This is a genomic window from Micromonospora sp. MH33 (genome assembly GCF_003013775.1).
Lineage (GTDB): Bacteria > Actinomycetota > Actinomycetes > Mycobacteriales > Micromonosporaceae > Micromonospora > Micromonospora fulviviridis.
In genome coordinates this window covers 60,563-86,197 of sequence record NZ_MUYZ01000005.1, presented here as the reverse complement: position 1 = coordinate 86,197, position 25,635 = coordinate 60,563, and the positions used below count along the sequence as shown (strand labels likewise).

The following is a 25,635-nucleotide window of genomic DNA, read 5'->3' as shown; positions in this document are numbered from 1 at the left end:
CCCACCACCACCGCGCCGGTCGCCACCACGCCGCCTCCCCCGCCGGTCGGCCCGCCACCCGCCGGGCCGCCACCCGGCCAGCCGGGCCAGCCGGCCGGCAGCCCGCTCGGGGTGCGGGTCACCACCGAGGACATCGTGCTGGCCGCCGCCTACTGGAACGCGGACAGCACGGTGACCACCCTGCGGGTGACGGTGGCCAACACCGGCGGCCGGACGGAGCTGATCCGGCTCGGCTACACCCTGCCGCCCGGCCTGGCCGATGCCGGCACACCCGGCTGCGCGTCCGCCGGCGGTGCCAGCCACCGCTGCGGCGCGTGGACCGCCGCCCCGGGCGCCCGGTTCCGTGCCTCGATCCGGGTCCGGGTCGCCGGCAGCGCCTGGCGGTCCATGCCGCTGAGCGGGTCGGTCCAGGTCACCGCCACCGCCCCGGGGGTGGCCGGCGCGGCCGGCGACGACGAGGGCTTCGCGGTTCTCTTCCCGCCCGGGCCGCCGGTGCCCGGCATCTCGCTCCGCGCCGACGAGGTGCTCTTCGACATCAGCGGCGCGCCGAGCACCCTGGCCGTCCGCCTCGGCAACACCGGCAAGGTCGACGCCGCCGGCCGGGTCGACGTGGTCCTTCCCGCGGGCGTCACCGTCACCGAGCCGCCGGCCGGCTGCACGGTGGCGGCCCCGGACCGGACCCGGTGCGAGCTGGGCACCGTCCCGGCCGGCCGAACCGTCACCCTGAGCCTGCCGGTGGCCGCCTCGGCGGAGGCCCAGCGCCGGGCCCCACTGGCTGGCGCGGTGGTCGCGCGGCTCGACCCGCGCAGCGGGCGGGACCGGCAGGTGCAGATGAGTTTCCGGATCACCGCCGCGGCCGCGCTGGCGACCCCGGCGGTCGGGGCACCCGCCCCGACCGGGTCACAGGGCGTGGTGGCCGCCGCCGGGCAGGCCACCGACGACGATGGCAACTCGGTGCACCGGACGGCGATCACCCTGATCGCGGTCTCCGGGCTGCTGGTGGTGCTGGCGCTGGCCCTGGCGACCACGGCGCTGCGCCGCCGCATGGGCGCAACGGCGACCGATCCGGTCGTACGCCCCGCCGAGGAATGAGTCGCGGAGGCGGCGGGCCGGTTGCGGTGATCTGAATTACGGGCCGCGGTACTAAACGCCGCAAAGCCGGGCATACACCGGCCCGATCAGGTCCCACACGTCGGACCTCCACCAAGGTTGCCCTAACGGACCGACGTAGGCTCTGACGTGAGAAATGGAGCGGGCCGAGCCAGCGACGGACGGCCTGCGACAGCAGCGCGTCTAGGAGGGCACGTGGCCGGGCAAGGCGGGGTCACCATCACGTTCAGCCGCCCGTGCGACGGCACTCAGCAAAGCGAGGTGCGGGCGTGACCAAGCAGATCCGTCAACTGGACCGGGTGGTCATCCGGTTCGCCGGCGACTCCGGCGACGGCATGCAGCTCACCGGCGACCGGTTCACCTCGGAAACGGCGCAGCTGGGCAACGACATCTCCACGTTGCCCAACTTCCCCGCCGAGATCCGCGCCCCCGCAGGCACCCTGCCGGGCGTGTCGAGCTTCCAGGTGCACTTCGCCGACTACGACATCCTGACCCCCGGCGACGCGCCGAACGTGCTGGTGGCGATGAACCCGGCCGCCCTCAAGGCCAACCTGACCGACCTGCCGCGCGGGGCGGACATCATCGTCAACACCGACGAGTTCACCCGGCGCAACCTGGCCAAGGTGGGCTACACGACCAACCCGCTCGATGACGACTCGCTCGCCGGCTACGTGGTGCACCCGGTCGCGCTGACCTCGATGACGGTCGGCGCGCTGGCCGAGCACGAGGTGTCCAAGAAGGACGCCGAGCGGGCCAAGAACATGTTCGCGCTCGGCCTGCTGAGCTGGATGTACTCGCGCCCGTACGAGTCGACGCTGCGCTTCCTGGAGCGCAAGTTCGCCGCCCGTCCCGAACTGGTCGCGGCGAACGTGGCGGCCTTCCGGGCCGGCTGGAACTTCGGCGAGACCACCGAGGACTTCTCCGTCCGCTACGAGGTCAAGCCGGCGAAGATGCTGCCGGGCACCTACCGGAACATCACCGGCAACGCGGCGCTGTCGCTGGGTCTGGTGGCCGCCGGGGTCCGCTCCGGGCTGCCGGTCTTCCTCGGTGCGTACCCGATCACCCCGGCCTCGGACATCCTGCACGAGCTGAGCAAGCACAAGAAGTTCGGCGTGGTCACCATGCAGGCCGAGGACGAGATCGCCGCGGTCGGCGCGGCGCTGGGCGCCTCGTACGGCGGCTCGCTCGGCATCACCACCACCAGCGGCCCGGGCGTGGCGCTGAAGAGCGAGACCATCTCCCTGGCCGTGGCGCTGGAGCTGCCGCTGGTCATCGTCGACGTGCAGCGGGCCGGGCCGTCCACCGGCATGCCCACCAAGACCGAGCAGGCCGACCTCAACCTGGCCCTGTACGGCCGGCACGGCGAGGCCCCGGTCGCGGTGATCGCGCCGAAGTCGCCGGCCGACTGCTTCCACGCGGCCCTGGAGGCGGCCCGGATCGCCCTCACCTACCGCACCCCGGTGCTCCTGCTGTCCGACAACTACGTGGCCAACGGCTCCGAGCCGTGGCTGCTGCCGGACGTGGAGAGCCTGCCCGACCTGCGGGTCGAGTTCGCCACCCGGCCCAACGGCGAGGACGGCACCACCTTCCTGCCGTACCTGCGGGACCCGGAGACCCTCGCTCGGCCGTGGGCCGTCCCGGGCACCCCGGGGCTGGAGCACCGGATCGGCGGCCTGGAGAAGGCCGACAAGACCGGCGACATCTCGTACGACCCGGCGAACCACGACTTCATGGTGCGCACCCGGGCGGCCCGCATCGAGACCATCCCGGTGCCGGACGTCGAGGTGGATGACCCGGACGGCGACGCCCGGGTGCTGGTGCTCGGCTGGGGCTCGACGTACGGCCCGATCGGCGCCGCCTGCCGGGGCCTGCGGCAGCGCGGGCTCTCCATCGCCCAGGCGCACCTGCGTCACCTGGCCCCGATGCCGGCCAACCTCGGCGAGGTGCTGCGCGCGTACGACCGGGTGGTCATCCCCGAGATGAACCTCGGCCAGCTCGCCCACGTGATCCGGGCGAAGTACCTGGTCGACGCGATCGGCTACAACCAGGTCCGCGGCCTGCCGTTCACCGCCGCCGAGCTGGAGACGATGCTGGAAGAGGTCCTGAAGAATGTCTGAGCCCGTCGCCCTCAAGCTCACCGCCAAGGACTTCAAGTCCGACCAGGAGGTGCGCTGGTGCCCCGGCTGCGGCGACTACGCCATCCTGGCGGCCGTCCAGGGCTTCATGCCGGAGCTGAACATCCCCCGGGAGAACATCGTCTTCGTCTCGGGCATCGGCTGCTCGTCCCGCTTCCCGTACTACATGAACACCTACGGGATGCACTCGATCCACGGCCGGGCCCCGGCGATCGCCACCGGCCTGTCGGTGACCCGGCCGGACCTGTCGGTCTGGGTGGTCACCGGTGACGGCGACGCCCTCTCCATCGGCGGCAACCACCTGATCCACGCGCTGCGCCGCAACGTCAACCTCAAGATCCTGCTGTTCAACAACCGGATCTACGGCCTGACCAAGGGGCAGTACTCGCCGACCTCCGAGATCGGCAAGGTCACCAAGTCGACGCCGGTCGGCTCGGCGGACGCCCCGTTCAACCCGCTGTCGCTGGCGCTCGGCGCGGAGGCCACCTTCGTGGCCCGGACCATCGACTCCGACCGCAAGCACCTCCAGTCGGTGCTGCGGGCCGCCGCCGAGCACCAGGGCTCGGCGTTCGTGGAGATCTACCAGAACTGCAACATCTTCAACGACGGCGCCTTCGACCCGATCAAGGAGCCGGCCACCCGGGACGACTTCCTGATCCGGCTGGAGCACGGGCAGCCGATCACCTTCGGCAAGGACGGCCAGTTCTGCGTCGTCCACCCGCCGGGCGGCTTCGGGCTGGAGGTCCGGGACACGGCGGGCACCCCGGCGGAGGAGATCGTGGTGCACGACGCCACGGTCAGCGACCCGGCGTACGCCTTCGCGCTGTCCCGGCTGCCCGGGCTGGACCTGCGGAACACCCCGATCGGCGTGTTCCGCTCGGTGACCCGCTCGGCGTACGACAGCGTGGTGCAGGAGCAGGTCGCCGCCGCGAAGGCCAGCGTCGACCAGACTCCCGAGCAGCAGCTCGCCGGCCTGCTGTCCGCCGGCGACACCTGGACGATCCTTTGACCCGTTCCTGACGACCACCGAAAAGGGCGGGCCGTTCCCCGAGGGGACGGCCCGCCCTTTCTCGTGGACTCAGGCCACGGCCGAGGCCGGTACCCACAGCTCGTCGACGGCCCGCTCGGCCGCCGCGAGGCTCTGCTCGTGCAGCGGGATCAGCTCGGCCATGGCCGGGGTGACCGGGGCCAGGGTCAGCTCGGCCGAGATGAAGCGCGGCTCCAGGCCGGTCATGGACAGGCCGTGCGGGAGCCAGGGCTCGGCGTGGTCCCAGCCCTCGCGCGGGGTGCCCGGGCCGTAGCCGCCGCCCCGGCTGCCCAGCACGATGAACTCGCGACCACCGAGGAGGCCGGCCCCGGTGGCGGGGTCGTACGCGATGCCGGGCGCGATGAGGTGGTCGACCCAGGTCTTCACGCTGCTCGGCGCGCCGTAGTTGTAGAGCGGGAGGCCGAGCACGATCGTGTCGGCCCGCTTCACCTCGTCCACCAGCCGCTCGCTCAGCTCCCAGGACGCGCGCTGCGCCGGGGTGTGCTGCTCCGCCGGCACCATCCGGGCCAGGCCACCGGCCTCGTCCAGGTGCGGCAGCGGCTCCCGGCCGAGGTCGCGGTAGGTGACCGTGCCGCCCGGGTGGGCGGCGCGCCAAGCGGCGGCGGCGCGGGCGGTGAGCCGCCGGCTGACCGAGTGCTCGCCCCGGATGCTGGAGTCGATGTACAACAGGTGTGCCATGTGGTTAACCCTCCACGGATCGTTTGTGTGGCGCCAACCATTTATAGCAGGCCGATGTTCCGCGCCCTGCGTAAACTGGGTCACATGGCAGCCGTACCGGTCGAGGAGTCGGAGCACCGCTCCGGGCCGCTGCTCGACCACCTGGCCCGGCGGATGCGGCTCCGGTCGGAGTCGGTGCTGGCGCCCCTCGGGCTGCGCCCCCGGCACCTCGTCGCGCTCACCGTGCTGCGCGACTCGGACGGCATCAGCCAGCAGGGGCTGGCCGGCACGCTGCAGATCGACGGCACGAACGTGGTCGGGCTGCTCAACGACCTGGAGGCGGACGGGCTGGTCGAGCGGCGCCGGTCACCCGAGGACCGCCGCCGGCACGTGGTGAGCCTCACCGGGGCGGGCGCGAAGCGGCTCCGCGAGGCCGAGTGCGCCCTCGCCGCGGCCGAGGAAGAGGTGCTCGGCGCGCTGGAGCCGGCCGAGCGGGACACGCTCTACGAACTGCTCCGGCGGGCGACCAGCGGCCGCCCGGTCACCTGCGTCGAGGCGTCCGGGGACGAGCCGGACACCGCCTGCTGACCGCCGAGCGGTTCGCCGGAGCGGGGAAGGTCAGACCGTCGCCGTGGACTGCGGCCGGTCGTCACGGACGTGGACCAGCATGTCGCCGGTCTCGATCACGGCACCGGCCTTGTCGTTCAGCGCGACCACCTTGCCCCGGCGGACCAGGGCGATGACCAGCGACTCCAACTCCCGGGGTGACCGGCCCACCTCGCTGCGCTCGGCGGAGCGCATGGCCAGCGCCATGCCCTGACCGGGGGTGAGCAGGTCCTCCACCACGTCGATCAGCGGCGGGGCGGAGGTGGAGAGGCCGAGCAGCCGGCCGGCCGTCGCCGAGGAGACGATCACGTGGTGCGCCCCGCTCTGCTTGAGCAGCGGCGCGTTCTCCGCCTCCCGGACCGCCGCGATGATCCGTACCTGGCCGGCGGTGAGTTGCCGGACGGTCAGCGCCACCAGCACCGAGGCGTCGTCGCTGTCGGTCGCGATGATGACCGACTTGGCGGTGCGGACGTGCGCCTCCTCCAGCACCGAGGAGCGGGTCGCGGAACCCTCGATGGCGACCAGCCCGGCCGAGGTGGCCTGCCGCAGCGCGGGGCCGCTCCGCTCGACCACCACGATCTTGGACTTGTCCAGACCGTTCTCCAGCAGCGCGGAGACGGCGCTGCGGCCCTTGGTGCCGTAGCCGCAGATGATGACGTGGTCCTTCACGATTCTCCTCCACCGCGACAGGCGACGGCCGGTCCGGTACTGCTCGGTCAGGACTTCCAGGGTGGTGCCGACCAGGATGATCAGGAAGAGCACCCGGGCCGGGGTGACGAACAGGACGTTGACCAGGCGCGCCGAGGAGGCGGCCGGGGTGATGTCGCCGTAGCCCGTGGTGGAGAGCGAGACCACCGCGTAGTAGAAGCAGTCGAGGAGGGTGAGGCCGTCCTCGTTCACGTCGCGGTAGCCGTCGCGGTCGATCCAGACCGCCGCCACCACGGCGAGGACCAGGCCCAGGGCAGCGAGCAGGCGCAGACTCAGCGCGCTCAGCGGCCCCCGCCGTTGCGCGGGAAAATGGATCACCGTCGGCCCTGCTCCACCACCGTCGCCTGCACGCCCACAACATAGCGGGTACGCGGGGCTCCGGCCTGCCGGGGCGAAGTACGGCCGGACCGGGCCGGTCTCCGTCGCCGGGACGGGGCATGATGGGGACGTCCGGGGGACGACGACCGCGAGGAGGCCCGCATGTCGTTGCTGCGACGCGTGATCGGCGGGGTGCTCCGCCGCGTACGCCTGCGCCAGGGCCGCACCCTGCGCGAGGTGGCGCTGGCGGCCGGCGTCTCCCTGCCCTACCTCTCCGAGGTGGAACGCGGCCGCAAGGAGGCCTCCTCCGAGGTGCTGGCGGCGATCTGCCGGGCCCTCGGGATCCACCTCTCCGACCTGCTCGAGGAGGCCCGCGACGAGCTGCGCCGGGTCGAGCGGCGCGCGCCGGTGGCCTCCGGGGTGACGCTGGCCCGGCTCGACCGGGTGCCGGCCACCCGGACCGGGCCGCAGCTACGGGTCGGCGGGCCGCGGCCGCACCGGTCGGCCCGGAACTCGGGTACGCCTCCCCGACCGCGTTCGGCACCGGCACCCGCATCTGGCTGATCCCCTCCGCGCCGGCCGCCCGCCACCGTCCGCGTACCTCCGTCACGCTGGCCCGGCGGCAGGCCCGGGCCGGCCGGCGACGGCTGGCCGCCGCCTAGGCCCGGCCGGTTCTGCCCACGGCGGATCTGCCCCGGGCAGAAACGCTGGGCCTCGGGGCGCCGCCCGCCGGAGGCTGGAGACCGCCGGTTGCCGGGCGGTCCCTCGCCCACCGGCGGCACGGAGGGTGGTCAGGTCATGGGATACGGCATCTGGATGCTGGACGAGGGACAGCCGACCCTCGGCGACCGGGTCTTCGAGCGGCTGCTCAAGGAGCGGATCATCTTCCTCGGCACCGAGGTCACCGATGCCTCGGCCAACCAGATCTGCGCGCAGATCCTGCTGCTGGCCGCCGAGGACCCGGAGCGGGACATCTTCCTCTACATCAACTCGCCCGGCGGCTCGGTCAGCGCCGGGATGGCCGTCTACGACACCATGCGGTACGTCAAGAACGACGTGGCGACGCTGGCCCTCGGGATGGCCGGCTCGATGGGCCAGTTCCTGCTCTGCGCGGGCGCGGCGGGGAAGCGGTTCGCGCTGCCGCACTCGCGGGTGATGATGCACCAGCCGTCCGGCGGGATGGGCGGCACGGCCGCCGACATCACGATCCAGGCGGAGAACATGCTGCACGTGAAGCGGACCATGCAGGAGCTCATCGCCCGGCACAGCGGGCACACGCTGGACGAGATCCAGCGCGACTGGGACCGGGACCGCTGGTTCACGGCCGAGCAGGCCCGCGACTACGGCCTGATCGACCAGGTGGTCACCCGGGCGGAGCAGCTGCCCGGCTGAGGTGCGGCCGGAAACGGGGGCGGCCGGCGGGTGATCCCGCCGGCCGCCGGTCGTGCGGTCGGCGGATCAGGGGTAGCTGACCACCGGGCTGGTGCCGTACGAGCCGACCACCGGGGTGCCGGCCTCGTTGACGGTGCGCTCGATGCCGCCGCTGCCGTCCAGGAAGACGGTGATCGCGTCGTGGAACCGCACGCCGGCCCGGCGCGGCGCCTCGATGGCCCGGTCGCAGCGGATATCCACCTTCTGGTTGAAGTACGAGTAGACCCCCAGCCCCCACGCCTCGTGCTCACGCACGTGGTCGGCGACCTTGTACGAGGCCCAGCCGTTGCCGGTCGGGCTGCGCCAGGCCGCCTGGCTCGGCGGGTCGTAGGGCAGCTCGCTCTGGTAGAAGACGGTCCGGCCGCGCTCGCCGTTCCAGATGGTCTGCAAGCGCTGGTAGTGCTCGACGAAGAGCCCGTACGCGGTCACGTCGTCCCCGTTGACCACCACTCCGGTGTCGGCCGTGTTGACGGTCCACCCGATGGTGCCGGGCTTGCCGTGGTCGCCGCGCCAGGCCCAGATGTTGTCGATCAGGGTGTGCCGGCTGTTCACCACCAGGCTGGTCACCGCCCGGCCCGCGTACGGGCCACCGATGCGGAAGAAGACGTCCTGGAGCGAGATCGGGTCGGTGGCGTGCGACCGGTGGCTGTGCCGCTTGCCGACCTCGACGAGCACCTCCGACTCGACCGGCCCGGCGTCCACCAGCACCCCGGCGATCCGGACGCCGTCCACGTCCTCGATCCGCAGGGCGGCGTCGCCGGTGGTCGGGGCGAGGCTGGGCATGCCGAGGCCGAGCACGACGGTGTCCGGGTGCTTGACCCGCAGCGCCCGGTCCAGGGGGTAGACACCCGGGGTGAGCAGCAGGTGCCGTCCTCGGGAAAGTTCCTGGTTGATCCGCTTGGCGGAGTCGGTGGGCCTGGCGATGAAGAAGTCGGCCAGCGGCAGCGAGGGCACCGGCGGGGCGCCGGCACCCCAGGTGGTGCCGGCGGTGTCGCGGCGCAGCCGGGGCACCGCCACCCGCCAGCGGCCCGCGTCGTCCACGAAGAGGTACGGCTTCTCCCGGGTCACCGGGCTGGTCGCCAGGGTGGTGTACGGCGGGTTCGGGAAGCCCTGGGCGGGCGCGCCGACGACGCCGGAGAAGACCTGGTTCCAGACCCCGTTGGTCCAGTCGCCACCGAGTTCGCTGTCCCGGGTCAGCCACTGCTGCTGGGAGCCGTTGATGGTGATGCCGTCCACCTTGGAGTCGGCGATGTAGCCGCCGCTGGAGAAGCCACCGTTGCCGGGCTCAAGCCAGAGGATGCCCTTGATGTGCACCCGGCGCATCGGCGACGCCTGGGAGACCGCCCACTGGTTCGACCAGTCGGTCGGGCTGACGGCGAGGTTCTCCGCCGACCGCCAGAAGTTTGTCAGCGCCGAGATGCCGGCCTGCGAGTTCGGGTCGGGCTGGCCGATCACCCGCACCGCGCCGTGGATCTCCACGTCGTCGGGGCGCGCGCCGAGGCCCGCCACGGTGGTGTAGTAGCCGAGCCGGGCGTTCACCTCGTACCGGCCGGGCTTGAACAGCACGGCGTACCGGTCGAAGCCCATCTCGTTGTGCTCCTGGGCGGCGAAGATCCGGTCCAGGTTGGACTGGATCTCCTCGACCGGGGTGGCCGGGTCGTACACGAAGACGTTGGGGCCGAAGTCGGGCTCGGCGGTGGCGTCGTCGCCGGCCGGGGACGCGGCGGCGGCCGACGTGGCCGGGAGCCCGAGGGCGGTGACCGACGCCGCCGAGGCGGCGGTGAGGGCGAGAAAGCGGCGGCGGGAGGGGTCGAGTGGTCTCATCGGCCTGCCTGTTCGGTGATGGGGACGGAGAGCGCTCTCTGGGCGTTCCTACCGCATCGACACCGATCCCGCCAGCCTTGCCCGGTTCCGGAACTAGCCCCGGGCGTCGTAGCGGGCGCGGGCGGCCTCGACCTCGACGAGGTGGGTGGTGGCCCACGCCTCCAGGCCGGCGACCAGGTCCAGCAGGCTGCGGCCGAGATCGGTGAGCGCGTAGTCCACCCGGGGCGGCACGCTCGCGTGCACGGTGCGGGTGACGATGCCGTCCCGCTCCAGCCCGCGCAGGGTCTGGGTGAGCATCTTCTGGCTGATCCCGTCGACCCGCTCGGCCAGCTCGCCGTAGCGCTTGTCGCCGCCGGCGAGGGTGAGCACGACCAGCACGCTCCAGCGGTCACCGATCCGGTCGAGGACCTTCCGGCTGCCGCAGTTCCGGTTGAACGGGTCGGCCTGCATGCCACCACTCTCTTTCAGTGCGTACCGAACTTGAAGGTGCCTACTCTCCAACGGGAAGTAAGGAGACGTTGTTCCCGTTGGCGTGGGAAGACAGTTGATGTCGCAACCAACAGGGAGTGCTCATGTCCATCGTCGTCACCGGCGCCACCGGTCACCTCGGTCGCCTGATCGTCGAAGCGCTGCTCGACCGGGGCGTACCCGCCGACCAGATCGTGGCGCTCGGCCGGGACGTCGACCGGCTCGCCGGCCTCGCCGAGCGGGGAGTGGTCACCCAGCGGGCCGACTACGACGACCCCGGGTCGCTCCAGGCGGCCTTCGCGGGCGCCGAGAAGCTGATGTTCGTCTCGGGCAGCGAGGTCGGCAAGCGGCTGGTGCAGCACGGCAACGTGGTCACCGCCGCCAAGGAGGCCGGGGTCGGACTCGTCGTCTACACCAGCATCGCGAACGCCGACACCTCCAGCCTCGTGCTCGCCGCCGAGCACAGGGCGACCGAGCAGCTGATCCGCGACTCCGGCCTGCCGTACGTCTTCCTGCGCAACAGCTGGTACCTGGAGAACTACACCGGCCAGCTCCCCACGTACCTCCAGCACGGAGTGGCGGGCGCGGCGGGTGAGGGGCGGGTCAGCGCCGCCACCCGCGCGGACTACGCGGCGGCCGCCGCCACGGTGCTCACCGCCGAGGGGCCGGCCGGAAGGGTGTACGAGCTGGGCGGCGCGCCCTTCACCCTGACCGAACTGGCCGCCGAGATCTCCCGGCAGACCGGTGGCACGGTCAGCTACCTCGACCTGCCCGTGGACAAGTACACCGAGCTGCTGGTCGCGGCCGGCCTGCCCGAGGGGTACGCGGCCGTGCTCGCCGACGGCGACCGGGGCCTCGCCCAGGGCGAGCTGGAGGTCGGCGACGACCTGGCCAAGCTGCTCGGCCGCACCCCGACCACGCTCGCCGAGGCGATCCGCGCCGCCCTCTGACGCCCGCCCCTGGCCGCCGCCCCTCGCTCCGGGTCGGCGGTCAGGCCGGCTCGGCCCGCTGCTTCACCAGATCGTCGACGAGGGCCTCCACGTAGTCGGCCGTCTCCTCCCAGCGGGTGACGGCGACGCAGCGGCAGCCCATGGCCTTGACCGGGTAGTCGTTGCCGCCCACGTCGAGCCGGTCACCGACGAAGAGCACGTTGTCGATCTTCAGGTCCAGGCACTCCAGCAGCTTCCGCATGCCGTACGCCTTGTCCACGCCCTTGCGGGTGACGTCGATCGACGTGGAGCCGCCGCCGCGGACCTCCAGGTCGGGCAGCTTCGCGGCGACCGCCTCGCGGAGCCGCTTCTTCTTGCTGCCGTCCGGGTCCCAGCCGTACTTCTCGGCCGGCGGGGCGGACTGGCCCAGCGCAGAGAAGGTGATCTGGCTGCCCCGGTCCTCGATGATGTCGCCCCAGGTCTTCGACTCCCACAGGTCGAGCGCCTGCGCCGATTCGGTGAGCGCCGCGACGACTCGGGCCTTGTCGGCCGCGCTCAGGTCCTCGGCGTAGACCTGCCGCCAGTCGCCGTCCCGCCAGCGGTAGTAGCGGGTGCCGCAGGTCGGCATCAGGTGCAGGCGGCGGCGCTGCTCCTCGGTCAGGTCGAGGTGGGCCAGCACCTGCGCCTCGAACTGCTCGAACCGGCCACCGGAGATGATCAGCACGTCCACCTCGGCGAGCAGGTGGCCGAGGAGTTCCGCCATCCGACCATCGATCTGGGACTTGGAAACCGCCAGGGTGTCGTCCAGGTCGAACGCCACCACTCGAAGATCGTTCACGAAGTACCACCATGTCGTCGCGGGCAGGCCAGGACTAGCAGGGTACCGACGGTGACCATCCGGCACCCGCGAGCCCCGAGCGTCACGCCACGCAGCACTCCGATCGCAGGCTATCGCGTTCTACCGCGCCGGCCTTGCGGAACGACCATCGCCGCCGCCCGGTACGCGGACTGAAACCCGTTGGACAGCGCCGGGATCGACGACGATCGTGGGGGCCATGCGTCAGGAGGAGGTCTGGGACGCCGAGACGGCCCAGCGCTACGACACACCGGGCACCGGGATGTTCGCGCCGGAGGTCCTCGGGCCCACCGTGGACCGCCTCGCCGCCCTCGCCGGCGCCGGGCGCGCCCTCGAGTTCGCCGTCGGCACCGGCCGGGTGGCCGTACCGCTCGCCGAACGGGGTGTGCCGGTGACCGGGATCGAGCTGTCCGTACCGATGGTCGAGCAGCTCCGGACGAAGGCCGACGAGGCGACGATCCCGGTGGTCGTCGGCGACATGGCCACCGCCACGGCGCCCGGCGACTACACCCTCGTCTACCTGGTCTACAACACCATCTCCAACCTGCTCGACCAGGCGGACCAGGTCGCCTGCTTCCGCAACGCGGCCCGCCACCTCGGCCTCGGCGGGCGGTTCGTGATCGAGCTGTGGGTGCCAGAGCTGCGCAAGCTGACCCCGGGCCAGCGGGCGACCGTGTGGCGCGCCGATCCCGGCTACATCGGCCTGGACACCTACGACGTGCTGCGCCAGCAGGTCGTGTCCCACCACTTCCAGTTCGGCGAGAGCCGCGAGGCGCGGGTGTTCCGCAGCCCGCACCGCTACATCTGGCCGGCGGAGCTGGACCTGATGGGCCAGCTCGCCGGATTCGAGCTGGAGGCGAGGTACGCGGACTGGTCCGGGGCCGAGTTCACGGCCGAGTCCCGTTCCCACGTCTCCGTGTACCGCCTGCCCGGCTGACCAGCGCCCCGGCCAGGAAGTCGTTGCGACGGTTGATCAGCCGGCGCCCGCCCCTTGGGCGAGGACGGGCGCGTAGGCCTCACCAGTCAGCAGCAGCTTCCGGCGGCTCCGGCCGTGGCGGGCTCCTTCTCGGCAGCCGAGGTGCAGCAGGCACCCTCGGTCGTCTTCTGGAGCTGCCCGGAGTCGGCCTTGACGGTGTAGACCTCCCACGGCTCATTGCCGGGGCCGCGCACCCACACCTTGTCCTGGAGGGCGTAGCAGCACTCGGTGTTGTTCTCCTCCAGCGTGATCAGGCCGGAGTCGGTGAGGCGCTTGGTGGCGGCGTCGACCTCGTCGGTGCTGAACACTTCGACGCCGAGGTGGTCCATGACGGTGGGCTGGTCGGCCTCACCTTCAAGGAGGACGAGCTTCAGTGGCGGGTTCTCGACGGCGAAGTTGGCGTAGCCGGGACGGCGCTTGGCCGGCTCGACGCCGAACAGCTTGGAGTAGAAGGCCACGGAGCCTTCGAGGTCGGACACGCGCAGGGCGAGCTGGACACGAGACATGGTCATTCCTCCTGATGGATTCAGCGAACGTGGTAGGTGAGAGCGGCGGTGCGGTCGCGCTCGTAGCGGGCGTCGGCGCGGCAAGCCGCGGTGCAGACCTGCCCGCAGGGCTCGCAGAACGTGACGCCCTGGTTGTGGGCGCTACGGCGGGGGCGGAACAGCTTGATCATCGCCTCGTCCTTGCCTAGATGTTTTTCGAAGCAGGACCTACGTTGCACCCTGTTTTGAAGTCTGTCAAGCTAGAGGCATGTCGAAACAAGAGCTGCCGGTGGTGGACCTCAACGCGGTGGCCTGCTGCTCCCCGATCGCCGTCCGCCCGATGGACGCCGAGCAAGCGGCGGTGGTCGCGCCGATGTTCAAGGCCCTGGGCGATCCGGTCCGCCTGCGGCTGATGTCGATGATCGCTTCGGTGCCGGAGATGTGCGTCTGCGACCTGACTCCGGCGTTCGATTTGTCCGGGCCGACCATCTCCCACCACCTCAAGGTGCTGCGCGAGGCCGGCCTGGTCGACTCCGAGCGGCGCGGCACCTGGGTCTGGTACCGGGTGAAGCCTGAGGCGTTCCGCCAGCTCGGCGCGCTGCTCGACGTGTCGGCCGCTCCCGCCGCCAGCAGCGCCGCGTGAGCCTCGGCCTGCCCCGGCGGGCCTCGGCGGAGTTCGCCGGCACCGCCCTGCTGGTCGCCGCCGTGGTCGGCTCCGGGATCGCCGCCGCCCGACTCTCCCCCACCGACGTCGGCCTCCAGCTGCTGGAGAACGCGATCGCCACCGCTCTCGCCCTGGGCGCCCTGATCCTGACGTTCGGCCCGGTGTCCGGCGCGCACTTCAACCCGGTCGTCTCCGCGGTCGACTGGGCGCTCGGCCGCCGCGCGGGTACCGGCCTGACCGCCCGGGACCTGGTCGCCTACACCACCGCCCAGACAGCCGGAGCCATCACGGGCGCGGTACTGGCTGACCTGATGTTCGGCCTGCCGGCCGTTGCCTGGTCCCGTACCGAACGGACCGGGGGGAACCTGTGGCTGGCCGAGGTGGTTGCCACCGCCGGCCTGGTCGTCCTGGTCTTCGCCCTCGCCCGCTCCGGCCGCACCGCCGCCGCCCCGGCCGCCGTGGGCGCCTACATCGGCGCGGCGTACTGGTTCACCTCGTCGACATCGTTCGCGAACCCCGCCGTCACCATCGGCCGGGCCTTCACCGACACCTTCGCCGGCATCACCCCCGCGTCGGTGCCCGGCTTCGTCGCCGCCCAGCTCGTCGGCGGCGTGGTCGCCGTCGCCGCCCTCGCTGCCTGGTACCCCCACGCTGCCGATTCCGCGGGCGCCGTCGTCGTGCCGCACTTCGCCGAGGAGAACCGATGACCGCTCCCGCCCGCAGCAGCGGCATCACAATCACCGCCATGAACGAGCAGCACACCGACGCCGTCCTCGACATCTACCGGCTCGGCATCGCCACCGGCCACGCCACCTTCGAAACCGAACCGCCGACGTGGGAGCGGTTCACCTCCACTCGACTGCCTGACCACCGCTGGGTGGCCGTCGACCCCACCGGCCGCGTCCTGGGCTGGGTCGCCTGCTCCGCCGTCTCCGACCGGTGCGTCTACTCCGGGGTGGTGGAGCACTCCGTCTACGTCCACCCCGACGCTCGCGGCCAAGGCGTCGGCCGACTCCTGCTCGACGCCCTGATCGCCTCCACCGAGCAAGCCGGCATCTGGACCATCCAGTCCGGCGTGTTCCCTGAGAACATCGCCAGCCTGGCCCTGCACACCGCCTGCGGCTTCCGCACCGTCGGCACCCGGGAACGCTTCGGCCGCCACCACGGCACCTGGCGCGACGTCACCCTCATCGAACGCCGCAGCCCCACCATCACCTGACAGGAAGATCCGCGATGAGCGACAAGCCCACCGTCCTGTTCGTCTGCGTCCACAACGCCGGCCGCTCCCAGATGGCCGCCGGCTGGCTGCGCCACGTCGCCGGCGACACCATCGAAGTCCGCTCCGCCGGCTCCGAGCCCGCCACCCAGATCAACCCCGTCGCCGTCGAAGCTATGCGCGAAGTCGGCATCGATATCACCGACCAGACCCCGGCCCGCCTCACCTGGGACGCGGCCGAAGCCAGCGACGTCATCATCACCATGGGCTGCGGCGACGCCTGCCCCGTCTTTCCCGGCAAACGTTACGAAGACTGGAAGCTCACCGATCCGGCTGGACAACCCCTCGACGTCGTCCGCCAGATCCGCGACGACATCAAGGCCCAGGTCGGCGCCTTGGTCGCCGAACTCCACGGCGAGCGGTAATCTGCGCAGCCGGCGTCGAACTCCCACCGGAGCACCATGCCCAGTGACCGGCCTGCGGCTGCACACGCCGACCAATTGATTGCCGCGCGTATTGCCAGCTCGGGCAGTGTTTTCGCTGATCTTCGAGGTGCCCCCGGCAGGATTCGAACCTGCGACACACGGTTTAGGAAGGCAGTTGCGTTCGCCCGGAGCACCGATCCCCTACCAGGACATACGCCCGATGCCCTATCAGCGGCGACCTTGATCATTCCGCGCATGTTCCGGATCTTGTGCTCCCTCCCCATGCCTGGGCTCTGCCAGGGTGGCAGCAAGATAGGCGTTGCGGCGTGCGATGAGGCGTTGCAGGTACGGCCGCAGGATGAGGCTGGCCACGAGGCGGCCAAAGGGTCCCATCGGTGCAGTGAAGTCGATGACATCGCGCATGAGGGTTGCCGAGGAGTTAGCCGGATCCGGCGTGAAGCTGTGCTCGTGGTGCCATCGGCCGAATGGGCCGTTGATCTGCTCGTCCGTGAAGCCGTGCGGCCGCCGGTAGTCAGTGATCCGAACGGTCATCCGCCAGGGTAGGCCGAAGTGCCTGGCTTCCCACGTGACGGCATCGCCGGCCTTCAACCGGCCGGTCGTTACGCCACCGACCGCCCGTTCGGCGCTTGCCCCCATGGACTCGGTGTGAATATCAACGTCGAGGCAGGCGTCGAAGACGGTTTCCGGGACTGCTTGAACGTCCGTAGTCAGCTCGATGCGCGGCACAGAGCCACCGTAGGCCCCCGGTCACGCCGCGAGGGCAGCAGGATGAGCGCTTGACCCCCAGGCAACGATCAAGACGCACTGACGTGCGGTGGCTGCCGGCTACGCTGGGCCAGATCGTCCCCCAGTGTCCACCAGCGTCCAGCGTTGTGCTTCTCGATCGTCACCCAGTTAGTCACTCAGGAAGGCGCCCGTGGCCCGGTTCCCGCATGGCGTCGAGCCCGCTCCCTCCTGTTTCGGAACGGTGACCCTGCACGAGGATGACTCGACGGAGTGCAGCCGACAAGACTGCGGGGCAACGGGCAACATCCATTGGGACGTTGTGGCGTGCGAGACGACAGGCTGCACCCGCTGTCCGTCGGGACCGACGTGGAGCCACTGGACGCCTTCGGTGTGACGGAACCACCGGCCGTCGTTGAGCTGCGTCAACAGCAGGACTGAGCTGCCGCAATAGTCCACCAGAGTCCATGGACGTCCGGCGCTGTCCGCGCCCGTCGTCACCCAGTTGGTCACCCAGCCCGAGCCTCCTTGACCCCAGGCACGCGCGGGGCTCGTGCGGCTCTAAGATCCTTCTCTTCGGCAGGTATATGCCTCCGGAGTCCTCGAAGGCGATTCGCCATGATCCCTGATCCGACTGATGTAAGCCGCCGCCTGGATATGGCGCTGGCAGGTGTGGCCGCCACGTTCCAGGGCATGACGGCCCACCGGCAGGAGTCCAACTGCGAGTGCCACTGGGGCAGCGCGGAGGAACTGGCACTGCTCAAGACCCCGGACGTGCCGCTTGACGACGACCTGCTCCGCCGCACCTACTGGACCACAGACTGGCACTACCCCGGGCCACTGCTGCGCCGGATCCTGCCCCAATTGACCCAGGGCCTCGTGGCGGGCCGAGTAGAGCCAATGGCCGGGATGGAGAGCCTCGGACGCTTGTTCACCGCCGGCCGATGGCAGGAGTGGCCCACCGGACAACGGGACGCCCTGCGGGAATTCCTGGACACCTGGTGGCTACACGTCCTGGTCGAGCCCGATGCAAAGGTGCCCGCCCATGAGGCCCTGACGCTCCTCGCCGAGATCACCACGAAGCTCACCCCGTGGTTGACCGTCTGGGCAGAGCTGCTGGCCGACACGGTGGCGCGGCGGCGGCTGGTCACGGCCGTGGACGAGTGGATGTACGACCTGCTGGGCGATGCGCTTCCTTGGTCGAGTTGGCACAACGAGGACACGTGGTGCCCCGTGCTGTCGCTGTGGGTGCTACGACACGCGCCGGCCGCACTGCGGGAGCACGACGCGTCGCCCGAGTTACACGACCACATGCGGCTGCTTGGCCTACCCTACGCCGATCGGTGGGACCGATAATCTCGGCCGGCGTCCGTGCCGGTGGGTCCAAACCCACCCGCTGGCCTTGCCATCCCGTCTGCCGCCGACCCGCCCTCCTGGGGAGCGGGCCGCCGCCCGGCCCGCCACGTCAAGCGGACCTTGACGGCTCGTACGGACGCTGGCGGGCCGGGCGGGGGTCTGCTCGGCTCGCCCGGGTCGGTGGCTGGCGGGATGGCCCACGCAACCACCCACGGACCGCAAGGCGCGGACGGAGCCCCGGCCATCCTGGAGTCGTTGCGCCCCCGCCGGAGGCAGCAGTGACCGCAACCCCGCGACCGCCGCCAGCTCGCCGACGCGGCCGGCGTGCCCTCCCCTACGCCGCGCGGGCTCGTGGCCGCGCGGCCCGGCCGGCTGCCGGCCCACCACACCACCGGTCGACGGCCTGTCGTGCTGCGGCGGCCCTCCGGGCTTCCCGCTGTCCGCGCCAGCCGCCGGGCATCAGGCGTGACGGCCGCAGAGCGACAGCGGCAGCGGCCGGCGCGCGCCCAGGCGGCGGCGCGTGCGGCCCGTCAAGGGCCGCCTTGAAGACGTACAGAAACTTTGAACCACTTCGCCGGCAGCCGGCCGTGTCCCATCACGGGAGATGCTTGACAGTCGCGTCCCACCAGATGCTTTACACCCTGCCGTGGCCTGCTGCTGTGGCCGCCGCGAGATCATCGCCGGAAGCCGGCCGGGTCGGCGAGGTACCGATCGAGGTCCGGATCCTCGTGCACCTCTTCGAAGTGGTCCGCGATCACCCACTGGTCACCGAGCTCGGCGCGCAGCTGGTCGAGCGCCCGCCGAACGGCCGCGTTGAAGGCCCGGCACTCCGGCTCGCGCCAAGGCCCTGGGTCAGGCGGATAGTCCCAGTTCAGTGATGCGTCGTACCACTCGACCAACCGGGTCAGCTCATCCCGAAGGGCCGCGCTGATCGGCAGCGCCTCCAGGCGCACCGGATACCCCCACGCCTCCTGGTCCTGCTGGCCGGTTGCCCACAGGACACCCTCAGACCCCGCGTCGAAGAAGAACCGGGCGTGCGGCATGGGCAAGAATTCTGGCACAGGTTCTAGCCGCAACGTCAAGCGTGTCATGGGACGGATTCGTCAAGCATGTGGTGGGACTCGACACGCCGGCAGCCGGCCGTAGCCGGCCCGGTCTCGAGACCTGCGTGACACGGCGCGAGTCCAGCCGCCGGCGCAATGACTGGCGCCTCTGTGTGGCACTGGGGTTTCCTACTTACGATGGCCGCACGGTCTTGAGAGGAGACATTCATGGCCGACCGCGGTGGCCTCGATCCGTTCCTAGACGGGCTGGACAGCCCGATGTTTGTCGTCACCACAGTCGACCCGCAAACAGGCGAGCGTGCGGGATGCCTGGTGGGCTTCGCCTCGCAGTGCAGCATCGAACCCGACCGGTTCGTGGTGTGGCTCTCGCAGAACAACCACACGTACCGGGTCGCCATGCACACTGACCTCCTAGCCGTACATGGTCTGGCGGCTGACCAGCGCGACCTCGCTGAGCTGTTCGGTACCCAGACCGGCGACAAGGTGGACAAGTTCGAACGGTGCACATGGCAACCAGGCCCGTCGGGCATCCCGATCATCGACAACTGCCCGCGCCGATTCGTCGGCAGGATCCTCGACCGGGCTGCGTGGGGCAACCACACAGGGTTCCTGCTCGAACCCCTGTCGGCATCGGGTGAGCCCGACCCGTCACCGCTGATGCTCCCCGCCGTCGCGCACCTACGCGCCGGCCATGAGGCCTAAGCGCATAATCTTCCGTTCTTCCGAGCGAGCCTCGGGCTAGTGCTGCTTCCAGAGGTTCTGAAGTGCGAGAGCCCGTGCCTCGATTAGCCGCATACGAGGCAACCACTCGCTCGGCTCGGTCCAGTCGGCCTTGCCGGTGATCTGGTCCGCGTGCGTCCTGTACAGCAAGCCTGGTTCGGCGATGAAGAATCCGTCCGCAACGACTGACGCCGCCACCAACAAACCGGTGTCCTCGCCACCGGGTAACGCCATCCACCCGCCCAGCGCGAGCGCTAGCTCTCGCCGAATGCAGAGCGTTGCCGGATGCACTGGCAGTCGGTAGTCGTTCTGCTGGAAGTAGCCGAGCACATCGGCTCGTCGCAGATGCCCTCCGGGCGGGTCCGCGTGCTGCCACCCGACGGTTGATCCGTCCGGCATCAGGTCCAGGACGCTGGATGTCGTCCAGCCAACATCCGCTCGACTAGTCATTGCATCGATCTCGCGTGCCAGCGCACCAGGGGGTGAGCTGGTCGTCGGCATCGAGAACTCGCAGCAGAGCACCATCGCTACGGGCCATGCGTGTTCTACAACGCACTTCAGTACGCCGTCGAGCTGGACGAGTTGGAGTTCAACCCGATCGACAAGCTTCGCGTGCGGTCGCAGCGGAGGAAGATTGCCGAGGTCGTCGATCGCCGGGTGGTCGTCAACCAGCGCCAGGCGTTGGAACTGCTGATCGCTGTCACCTACGTCGGCCAGCGGGGACGGAAGGCCAAACGTGGTGAGCGCCTGGTCGCGTTCTTCGCCTGCCTGTACTTCGCCGCGCTCCGTCCGGCAGAGGCGTTGGCGCTGCGAGAGCAGGACTGCGACCTACCCGAGAACGGATGGGGTCGGCTGACGCTGGCCAAGAGCCGACCACAAGCGGGCAAGCGGTGGACCGACAGCGGCGAGGTTCATGACGACCGAGGGCTGAAGCACCGAGCCGAGGATGAGCCGCGCAACGTACCGATCCCGCCCGCGCTCGTGACGATCCTGCGCGCACACATCGAACGGTTCGGTGTCGCCAAGGACGGCCGTCTGTTCCAGAGTGAGCGGGGCAACGTCGTTGCGGCCTCGACCTACTCGCGCATCTGGGATGAGGCGCGTCGACTGGCGCTGACGCCGCGCCAAGTTGACTCTCCGCTCGCTGGTCGGCCATACGACCTGCGGCACGCTGCCGTGTCGCTGTGGCTCAACGCTGGTGTGCCGGCAACCGAGGTAGCCGACCGGGCCGGACACTCCGTGGACGTACTGTTGAAGGTCTACGCCAAGTGCATCGACGGCGCGGAGGCCACCGTCAACGACAGGATCGCTGAGGCTCTGACCGGCGTGGCGTGGCCCGTATGATGGCCGCCGTTCCGGATCTTGCCCCGGTCGTGTCGGCTGACCTGGGCAGATGGCTTCAAGGTCATTCCGCGTCTGTTCCGCGACCTACGACAAACGGTGGCTTCCGGTGGCCTACGGCTGCACACCTGTTCTAATTGAGCAGCATGTGTATTACCAGCTCAGATGGCGTTTCGGCTGGGTATTGAGGTGCCCCCGGCAGGATTCGAACCTGCGACACACGGTTTAGGAAACCGATGCTCTATCCCCTGAGCTACGAGGGCGCGAGCGCCTAGTCTAGCGACCTGCGCGTTGGCCCGGGGTGGCAGGGAGTGGCCGGCGTTGACCTGGGTTTACCGACCCATCCGAGCGGGGCGATGACCACACGTCGACCACACCGATCGCGCCGGCGTCCGTGATCCCTTAGCCGAGTTGACCCGGAGTCGCACCGGTTAACCCACGACGGCACCCGCTGTAGAGCACACGACGCGCACATCGCCAAGATCAGGCTCGCTGCTTGCGCTCTCGTTAGAGGGGCACAACACGGCACCCGGGCCCTCAGCAGGTGACGGGCGAGGAGACGCTTGATCAACCAGAGCATCTGATCCGTAGATTCCCAAGACCACACCGCAGCCGTTCGGCAACGTCCGCCTCGCCCTGGTCGCCGCGCCCTCGGCAACTGGATCGGTCCGGGCTCGTCCGGCTCCGTTCGCCCCGGTGGCTCCCGGCCATGGCTCCCACCGTCAGGTAGCCCACCAGCGGCAGGGTGTCCGTCGCAGTTGCTTTACAGGCCGTCGCTTACCAGCCACTATCATCTCGCACCTACTGACCCAGGTCCCCGCCGACCATAACCCTTCACCAACGCCTTCGGTTCTGTCATGGACTGACGGCTTCTGGAGGTAGAGCATGTTCTTCAAAGCCGTCGTTACGGTGCTGATGATTATTGCGGGGTTGACTGCCATAATCTGGGTGGCCAACTGGCCCTTCAACACCCCCTGGGAGAAGGACCTCACTGCCGAGCAACGTCGTATTCAAGCCGCACACAATCGGCGTCATCATCGGGGTGTGGCGCGCATTTTGCTGCCCGGCCTTGCCGTCATTTTCGGAATTGCATCGGTGGAAAGTTTGTCAGGCCCGAAAAGTGATCCGTTTGCAGCGGTAGTCATGGCCGTCTGTTCGGTTGTGTGCGTCGGCGTGTTCGGCGCTCTGATCAAGAGGGGGCGCAGGCGGCGCACCTCGACACGGCGATGAACTTTCTGGACCGGACAAGGCGGAGCGCCCCTCGCAGAGGGCACGGCGACCGAGGGATTATGAGATCAAGATGGGCGATCCGGCGACCTGCCCGAGTGGGCTCCTACCAGCGGAAACACCTCTCGGCATCTCTCACCACTCCCCCACCGCCCGTCGACCTCTTGCGGACTGAATGCGGACTACTCGCTTACTGATCAGCTGACAGCGGTGCGGGCTTTCTCGGCGGCCACAAGCTGGCGCTGAGCTTTCGGCGTGCGCGGCGACGCCAGCGCGGTAGAGCGTTCCACTCGACCACCTGCTCGATCTTGTCAGCCAACGGTCTGAAGTCTGTGCTCGCGCTTGGGGTGTCCACGTATGCCCGCAGGTATCCGGAGAACTGCAGCAAGGTGTTGCGCTCGTCGGTTCCGAGATACGGCGTGGCGTCGATCACTGCCGTCTTGAAGTCACCGGCGCACACTCTGAACTCCTCTAGCACCCGGGCAGTTTCCTTGCGGTACATGGCCCTGGTGTAGACGCTGGCTGGCTCCAACCTCCCCGACGTAGGCCCGAGCATGATGTAGGCCAACTCCTTGGCCCTGTTCAGCCAGCGAGTGACATCGGCTCTCGCTCGGTGCTTGGCGAGGATTCTCTCCTTGCGCGCCTCCAGCCTTGGCTTGGCTACCCACTCCACGCCGAGCGCTACCACGGCCGACGTTAAGGCGGAAACCAGGGCCGCGAGCAGAAGCTGATCGACTCTTGCCACTGGCTCATCATGCGGCACCCCCACCACCTGCCATCCCGATGCTCCTATGGACGTCAAGTGGTCAGGGCGGTGAAGTCCGCGAGCAGGGCGGTGTAGACGTCGCGGACGATGTAGCGCTTGAGGCAGCGCAGGATCTCTTGCTTGCTGAGGCCCTCGGTGATGCGGCGACGGACGTAGGCGCGGGTCCGTTGGTCGTAGCGCATGCGGCACAGGGCGATGGTGTGCAGGGCGTGGTTGGCGCCGCGGTCGCCTCCCCGGTGGAGCCGGTGGCGGCGCACCCGTCCTGAGCTGGCGGGGATGGGTGCTGCTCCGCAGAGGTGGGCGAGGGCGGCTTCGGAGTGCAGCCGGTCGGGGTTGTCGCCGGCGGTGGTGAGCAGCTGCGCGGCGACCTCGGGGCCGACGCCGAACAGGGCGCTGGTGCAGGGCGCCGCCTGCGCCACGATGGGTGTGATCTGCCGGTCGAGGGTGGTGATTTCGTCGGTGAGGGCGGTGACCCGGCGGGCGACCCCTGCCAGGGCTGCGGCGGTGGCGTGCTGCGGCTCGTGGAGCCTGGCCGGGTCGTAGGCCAGTTCCGTGCAGCGGCTGACCAGCACGGCGGCGCTGAGCTTGGCCAGGTGGGCTCGCAGGGGTTCGGGGGCGGCGGCGACCAGGCCGCGCATCTGATTGAGGGCGGCGGTGCGGGCCTTGGCCGCTCCGCGGCGGGCGACTCTCAGGGCGCGGATCGCCTCGACCGGTCCGGTGCGGGTCTTCGGGGTGCCCGTGGCGGTGCCGGCGAGGGTTGCCCGGGCGGCGGCGATGGCGTCGATCGGATCGGACTTGCCCTGGCTGCGGCGGGCGCGACGGTCCGGCCGGTCCACCTCCACGACGGCCATCTTCTTGCTGGTCAGATAGCGGGCGAGGCCGGCGCCGTAGCTGCCGGTGCCCTCCACGCCCACGGCAGTTACCCGGCCGAAGGAGCGCATCCAGGCCAGCAGATCCGCATAGCCGGCGGTGGTCGCGGGGAACTCGGCGTCGCCCAGGAGGCCGCCGGTGCTGTCGATGACCGCGGCGTGGTGCGTGTCGCGGTGGGTGTCGACACCACCGATGAGAGATTGCTTCTTGGCTGCCATGCTGGTGAGGTCCGCCCTTCTCGTCTGCGTCGAGATCTGTGGACACGTCACCGGTCAGGTGATGCGGACAACACAGTGGTGGGCGCCTCTTGCACAGGCTCCTGACTTGTTGAATCGGGGGCAGACGCGAGGGTCTGCAGCCCATAGCGTCCAGGGCGCCGGTCGGCGCAGGTTCGCAGGCTCCTTGCCGCCCTCGTCGGGTTGGCTCACTGATAGCGTGCCGAGCCGGCCGGCACCCGGCCGTGGCGTGGCTCGACAGAGGCATGGCGAACGATCTTCAAGTCAGGGTGCCCACCACGGCGTCCATCCCCTTCTGCCGTGGAGACCCCCTCTCGTGATCACGATCGGAATCGATCCGCACAAGTCCTCACTGACCGCTGTCGCGGTCGACGCCACCGGGCGGCAGCTGGCCGCCCGGCGCTTTGTCATCAACGCCGGCGCCTTCGCCCAGCTGACCCGATGGTCGGATCGTTGGTCGCAGCGGCGCTTCGCCGTCGAAGGCGCTAACGGTCTCGGCCGCGGCATCGCCCAACAGCTGGCCGCCGCCGGCGACACCGTCCTCGACGTTCCCGCGACCCTCGCCGCCCGAGCCCGGCTGCTGGACACCGGCGGTGGACGCAAGACCGATGCTGCCGACGCGGTCAGCGTCGCCCACGTCGCCCTGCGCCACCAGCGTCTGCGTCGCGCCCAGGCAGAGGACCAGAGCACCATCCTGCGGCTACTGGCCGAACGCCGTGACGACCTGGCCCACGAACGCACCCGGATCCTCAACCGGCTTCACGGGCTCCTGCGCGACCTCGTCCCCGGCGGCGCCACCGTCGGACTATCCGCGGACAAGGCCGCCGCCCTGCTCCGGCTCAGCCGACCGCAGACCGCCACCCAGGCATGCCGCCGCGACCTGGCCCGCGACCTCCTGACCGACCTCCGCCGAATAGACCGTCAACTCAAAGCCAACGAAGCCGCCCAACGGGATGCCGTCGCAGCGACCGGCAGCACCCTGTCCGAGGTCCACGGCATCGCCGTGGTGCTATCCGCGAAGATCCTCGGCAACGTCGGTGACGTCAACCGCTTCCCGACCGCCGATCACTTCGCCAGCTACACCGGCACCTCACCGCTGGACGCCTCCAGCGGCAACCGCAGCCGGCACCGCCTCAACACCGGCGGCAACCGCCAACTCAACTCCGCGCTGCACACCATCGCCGTCTGCCAAGCCCGCGATCCCGGCCCAGGACGCGTCTACTACCTGCGAAAGATCGCGGAAGGCAAGACGCCAGCCGAAGCCCGCCGCGCCCTCAAACGACGCCTCGCGAACGTCATCTACCGGCACATCCAAAAGGATCAAAGACGGCGGCCCACCAAGGCGACTTGACACACAGAGGCGCTATCAGGTCACGGCGCCTGACCGGTGACATGCAGCTGCCGGGCCACCGGGCGGCCGACGAATCGGGATGAGGACAGCAACCGTCGGTCTGC

The 25,635-nt window shown here is 70.2% G+C and carries 27 protein-coding genes, 1 tRNA gene and 2 pseudogenes; 17 read left to right on the top strand and 13 right to left on the bottom strand.

Annotated features, from left to right (window positions below):
• The 3 genes from B0E53_RS02325 to B0E53_RS02315 form a co-directional block, all read left to right on the top strand.
• Positions 1-1,092, top strand: a 1,092-nt coding sequence (locus B0E53_RS02325; RefSeq protein WP_107074417.1) for a hypothetical protein, incomplete at its 5' end; no start/stop codon positions are given.
• Positions 1,093-1,379: 287 nt separating this feature from the next.
• Positions 1,380-3,227 carry a 2-oxoacid:acceptor oxidoreductase subunit alpha gene (locus tag B0E53_RS02320; RefSeq protein ID WP_107074416.1) on the top strand — a complete coding sequence of 616 codons (1,848 nt, stop codon included), beginning with the start codon at positions 1,380-1,382 and terminating at the stop codon, positions 3,225-3,227.
• A complete protein-coding gene (locus B0E53_RS02315) occupies positions 3,220-4,254 on the top strand; it encodes a 2-oxoacid:ferredoxin oxidoreductase subunit beta (protein WP_107074415.1) in 1,035 nt (344 codons plus the stop codon). The genes B0E53_RS02320 and B0E53_RS02315 overlap by 8 nt, the downstream gene beginning before the upstream one ends.
• Before the next feature lie 69 nt (positions 4,255-4,323).
• Here the strand turns inward: B0E53_RS02315 and B0E53_RS02310 are convergent, their stop codons facing one another.
• Positions 4,324-4,971 (bottom strand): NAD(P)H-dependent oxidoreductase, encoded by a 648-nt coding sequence (locus B0E53_RS02310; protein ID WP_107074414.1) that lies wholly within the window; start codon positions 4,969-4,971, stop codon positions 4,324-4,326.
• 84 nt (positions 4,972-5,055) lie between these two features.
• Between B0E53_RS02310 and B0E53_RS02305 the strand changes: the two genes are divergently transcribed.
• Complete coding sequence (locus tag B0E53_RS02305) at positions 5,056-5,538, top strand: MarR family winged helix-turn-helix transcriptional regulator (RefSeq protein ID WP_246835181.1); 483 nt, start codon at positions 5,056-5,058, stop codon at positions 5,536-5,538.
• Between the two features lie 30 nt (positions 5,539-5,568).
• Here the strand turns inward: B0E53_RS02305 and B0E53_RS02300 are convergent, their stop codons facing one another.
• Positions 5,569-6,582, bottom strand: a complete 1,014-nt coding sequence (locus B0E53_RS02300; protein ID WP_107074412.1) for a potassium channel family protein — start codon at positions 6,580-6,582, stop codon at positions 5,569-5,571.
• Positions 6,583-6,744: 162 nt separating this feature from the next.
• Here B0E53_RS02300 and B0E53_RS40340 point away from each other — a divergent pair.
• Positions 6,745-7,244 (top strand): annotated as a pseudogene (locus B0E53_RS40340) (helix-turn-helix transcriptional regulator).
• Positions 7,245-7,380: 136 nt separating this feature from the next.
• Positions 7,381-7,974 (top strand): ATP-dependent Clp protease proteolytic subunit, encoded by a 594-nt coding sequence (locus B0E53_RS02290; RefSeq protein ID WP_091314629.1) that lies wholly within the window; start codon positions 7,381-7,383, stop codon positions 7,972-7,974.
• A gap of 66 nt (positions 7,975-8,040) precedes the next feature.
• Here B0E53_RS02290 and B0E53_RS02285 read toward each other — a convergent pair whose 3' ends face one another.
• Positions 8,041-9,837 carry an adenylyl cyclase gene (locus tag B0E53_RS02285; RefSeq protein WP_107074410.1) on the bottom strand — a complete coding sequence of 599 codons (1,797 nt, stop codon included), beginning with the start codon at positions 9,835-9,837 and terminating at the stop codon, positions 8,041-8,043.
• A gap of 93 nt (positions 9,838-9,930) precedes the next feature.
• A complete protein-coding gene (locus B0E53_RS02280; protein WP_107074409.1) occupies positions 9,931-10,287 on the bottom strand; it encodes a helix-turn-helix domain-containing protein in 357 nt (118 codons plus the stop codon).
• Positions 10,288-10,409: 122 nt separating this feature from the next.
• Between B0E53_RS02280 and B0E53_RS02275 the strand changes: the two genes are divergently transcribed.
• Positions 10,410-11,255 carry an SDR family oxidoreductase gene (locus tag B0E53_RS02275; protein ID WP_107074408.1) on the top strand — a complete coding sequence of 282 codons (846 nt, stop codon included), beginning with the start codon at positions 10,410-10,412 and terminating at the stop codon, positions 11,253-11,255.
• Positions 11,256-11,295: 40 nt separating this feature from the next.
• On the opposite strand, the gene B0E53_RS02270 is transcribed toward B0E53_RS02275, so the two are convergent.
• A complete protein-coding gene (locus B0E53_RS02270) occupies positions 11,296-12,072 on the bottom strand; it encodes an HAD-IIB family hydrolase (protein WP_107074407.1) in 777 nt (258 codons plus the stop codon).
• Positions 12,073-12,289: 217 nt separating this feature from the next.
• On the opposite strand from B0E53_RS02270, the gene B0E53_RS02265 reads away from it, so the two are divergent.
• The gene (locus B0E53_RS02265; RefSeq protein WP_107074406.1) at positions 12,290-13,027 is read left to right on the top strand and encodes a class I SAM-dependent methyltransferase; all 738 of its coding nucleotides are present in this window, start codon (positions 12,290-12,292) and stop codon (positions 13,025-13,027) included.
• Between the two features lie 86 nt (positions 13,028-13,113).
• Here B0E53_RS02265 and B0E53_RS02260 read toward each other — a convergent pair whose 3' ends face one another.
• Together B0E53_RS02260 and B0E53_RS37285 are read right to left on the bottom strand one after the other, a co-directional pair.
• Entirely contained in the window at positions 13,114-13,572 is a 459-nt protein-coding gene (locus B0E53_RS02260) for an ArsI/CadI family heavy metal resistance metalloenzyme (RefSeq protein ID WP_107074424.1), read from the bottom strand.
• Between the two features lie 20 nt (positions 13,573-13,592).
• A complete protein-coding gene (locus B0E53_RS37285) occupies positions 13,593-13,742 on the bottom strand; it encodes a hypothetical protein (protein ID WP_168215191.1) in 150 nt (49 codons plus the stop codon).
• Between the two features lie 77 nt (positions 13,743-13,819).
• On the opposite strand from B0E53_RS37285, the gene B0E53_RS02255 reads away from it, so the two are divergent.
• From B0E53_RS02255 to B0E53_RS02240, 4 genes and pseudogenes are all read left to right on the top strand, one after another.
• The gene (locus B0E53_RS02255; protein ID WP_107074405.1) at positions 13,820-14,194 is read left to right on the top strand and encodes a metalloregulator ArsR/SmtB family transcription factor; all 375 of its coding nucleotides are present in this window, start codon (positions 13,820-13,822) and stop codon (positions 14,192-14,194) included.
• Positions 14,191-14,898 (top strand): annotated as a pseudogene (locus tag B0E53_RS02250) (aquaporin); the annotation flags it as partial. The gene B0E53_RS02255 and the pseudogene B0E53_RS02250, both read left to right, overlap by 4 nt.
• Before the next feature lie 62 nt (positions 14,899-14,960).
• Positions 14,961-15,434: a GNAT family N-acetyltransferase gene (locus B0E53_RS02245; RefSeq protein ID WP_210405872.1), complete on the top strand. Its 474-nt coding sequence runs from the start codon at positions 14,961-14,963 to the stop codon at positions 15,432-15,434.
• Positions 15,435-15,448: 14 nt separating this feature from the next.
• Positions 15,449-15,856 carry an arsenate reductase ArsC gene (locus B0E53_RS02240; RefSeq protein WP_107074402.1) on the top strand — a complete coding sequence of 136 codons (408 nt, stop codon included), beginning with the start codon at positions 15,449-15,451 and terminating at the stop codon, positions 15,854-15,856.
• A gap of 228 nt (positions 15,857-16,084) precedes the next feature.
• On the opposite strand, the gene B0E53_RS02235 is transcribed toward B0E53_RS02240, so the two are convergent.
• The gene (locus tag B0E53_RS02235; protein WP_107074401.1) at positions 16,085-16,603 is read right to left on the bottom strand and encodes an SRPBCC family protein; all 519 of its coding nucleotides are present in this window, start codon (positions 16,601-16,603) and stop codon (positions 16,085-16,087) included.
• Between the two features lie 615 nt (positions 16,604-17,218).
• Here B0E53_RS02235 and B0E53_RS02230 point away from each other — a divergent pair.
• Positions 17,219-17,956, top strand: a complete 738-nt coding sequence (locus B0E53_RS02230; protein WP_107074400.1) for a hypothetical protein — start codon at positions 17,219-17,221, stop codon at positions 17,954-17,956.
• Between the two features lie 674 nt (positions 17,957-18,630).
• Here B0E53_RS02230 and B0E53_RS02225 read toward each other — a convergent pair.
• Complete coding sequence (locus B0E53_RS02225) at positions 18,631-18,999, bottom strand: hypothetical protein (RefSeq protein WP_107074399.1); 369 nt, start codon at positions 18,997-18,999, stop codon at positions 18,631-18,633.
• 228 nt (positions 19,000-19,227) lie between these two features.
• On the opposite strand from B0E53_RS02225, the gene B0E53_RS02220 reads away from it, so the two are divergent.
• Positions 19,228-19,722 carry a flavin reductase family protein gene (locus B0E53_RS02220; protein WP_107074398.1) on the top strand — a complete coding sequence of 165 codons (495 nt, stop codon included), beginning with the start codon at positions 19,228-19,230 and terminating at the stop codon, positions 19,720-19,722.
• Between the two features lie 36 nt (positions 19,723-19,758).
• Here B0E53_RS02220 and B0E53_RS38400 read toward each other — a convergent pair whose 3' ends face one another.
• Positions 19,759-20,070: a hypothetical protein gene (locus tag B0E53_RS38400; RefSeq protein WP_210405871.1), complete on the bottom strand. Its 312-nt coding sequence runs from the start codon at positions 20,068-20,070 to the stop codon at positions 19,759-19,761.
• 210 nt (positions 20,071-20,280) lie between these two features.
• On the opposite strand from B0E53_RS38400, the gene B0E53_RS02210 reads away from it, so the two are divergent.
• Positions 20,281-21,084 carry a tyrosine-type recombinase/integrase gene (locus B0E53_RS02210; protein ID WP_246835180.1) on the top strand — a complete coding sequence of 268 codons (804 nt, stop codon included), beginning with the start codon at positions 20,281-20,283 and terminating at the stop codon, positions 21,082-21,084.
• 187 nt (positions 21,085-21,271) lie between these two features.
• On the opposite strand, the gene B0E53_RS02205 is transcribed toward B0E53_RS02210, so the two are convergent.
• A tRNA-Arg gene (locus tag B0E53_RS02205) sits at positions 21,272-21,344 on the bottom strand.
• 622 nt (positions 21,345-21,966) lie between these two features.
• Here B0E53_RS02205 and B0E53_RS37280 point away from each other — a divergent pair.
• A complete protein-coding gene (locus B0E53_RS37280) occupies positions 21,967-22,311 on the top strand; it encodes a hypothetical protein (protein WP_168215190.1) in 345 nt (114 codons plus the stop codon).
• 187 nt (positions 22,312-22,498) lie between these two features.
• On the opposite strand, the gene B0E53_RS02195 is transcribed toward B0E53_RS37280, so the two are convergent.
• Together B0E53_RS02195 and B0E53_RS02190 are read right to left on the bottom strand one after the other, a co-directional pair.
• Positions 22,499-23,071, bottom strand: coding sequence for a hypothetical protein (locus tag B0E53_RS02195; protein ID WP_146167563.1), 573 nt, complete (start codon positions 23,069-23,071; stop codon positions 22,499-22,501).
• A gap of 35 nt (positions 23,072-23,106) precedes the next feature.
• The gene (locus tag B0E53_RS02190; protein ID WP_107074395.1) at positions 23,107-24,162 is read right to left on the bottom strand and encodes an IS110 family transposase; all 1,056 of its coding nucleotides are present in this window, start codon (positions 24,160-24,162) and stop codon (positions 23,107-23,109) included.
• Positions 24,163-24,379: 217 nt separating this feature from the next.
• Here B0E53_RS02190 and B0E53_RS02185 point away from each other — a divergent pair, with 217 nt between their 5' ends.
• Positions 24,380-25,531 carry an IS110 family transposase gene (locus B0E53_RS02185; RefSeq protein WP_246835179.1) on the top strand — a complete coding sequence of 384 codons (1,152 nt, stop codon included), beginning with the start codon at positions 24,380-24,382 and terminating at the stop codon, positions 25,529-25,531.
• The last annotated feature ends 104 nt before the right edge of the window (positions 25,532-25,635 follow it).

Coding starts and splice junctions, on each gene's coding strand:
- B0E53_RS02315 (WP_107074415.1), top strand. CDS start 3,220: ATGTCTGAGCCCGTCGCCCTCAAGCTCACCGCCAAGGACTTCAAGTCC.
- B0E53_RS02285 (WP_107074410.1), bottom strand. CDS start 9,837: ATGAGACCACTCGACCCCTCCCGCCGCCGCTTTCTCGCCCTCACCGCC.
- B0E53_RS02290 (WP_091314629.1), top strand. CDS start 7,381: ATGGGATACGGCATCTGGATGCTGGACGAGGGACAGCCGACCCTCGGC.
- B0E53_RS02245 (WP_210405872.1), top strand. CDS start 14,961: ATGAACGAGCAGCACACCGACGCCGTCCTCGACATCTACCGGCTCGGC.
- B0E53_RS02310 (WP_107074414.1), bottom strand. CDS start 4,971: ATGGCACACCTGTTGTACATCGACTCCAGCATCCGGGGCGAGCACTCG.
- B0E53_RS02240 (WP_107074402.1), top strand. CDS start 15,449: ATGAGCGACAAGCCCACCGTCCTGTTCGTCTGCGTCCACAACGCCGGC.
- B0E53_RS02220 (WP_107074398.1), top strand. CDS start 19,228: ATGGCCGACCGCGGTGGCCTCGATCCGTTCCTAGACGGGCTGGACAGC.
- B0E53_RS02280 (WP_107074409.1), bottom strand. CDS start 10,287: ATGCAGGCCGACCCGTTCAACCGGAACTGCGGCAGCCGGAAGGTCCTC.
- B0E53_RS02265 (WP_107074406.1), top strand. CDS start 12,290: ATGCGTCAGGAGGAGGTCTGGGACGCCGAGACGGCCCAGCGCTACGAC.
- B0E53_RS37280 (WP_168215190.1), top strand. CDS start 21,967: ATGTTCTTCAAAGCCGTCGTTACGGTGCTGATGATTATTGCGGGGTTG.
- B0E53_RS02230 (WP_107074400.1), top strand. CDS start 17,219: ATGATCCCTGATCCGACTGATGTAAGCCGCCGCCTGGATATGGCGCTG.
- B0E53_RS02255 (WP_107074405.1), top strand. CDS start 13,820: ATGTCGAAACAAGAGCTGCCGGTGGTGGACCTCAACGCGGTGGCCTGC.
- B0E53_RS37285 (WP_168215191.1), bottom strand. CDS start 13,742: ATGATCAAGCTGTTCCGCCCCCGCCGTAGCGCCCACAACCAGGGCGTC.
- B0E53_RS02190 (WP_107074395.1), bottom strand. CDS start 24,162: ATGGCAGCCAAGAAGCAATCTCTCATCGGTGGTGTCGACACCCACCGC.
- B0E53_RS02225 (WP_107074399.1), bottom strand. CDS start 18,999: ATGCCGCACGCCCGGTTCTTCTTCGACGCGGGGTCTGAGGGTGTCCTG.
- B0E53_RS02275 (WP_107074408.1), top strand. CDS start 10,410: ATGTCCATCGTCGTCACCGGCGCCACCGGTCACCTCGGTCGCCTGATC.
- B0E53_RS02305 (WP_246835181.1), top strand. CDS start 5,056: ATGGCAGCCGTACCGGTCGAGGAGTCGGAGCACCGCTCCGGGCCGCTG.
- B0E53_RS02260 (WP_107074424.1), bottom strand. CDS start 13,572: ATGTCTCGTGTCCAGCTCGCCCTGCGCGTGTCCGACCTCGAAGGCTCC.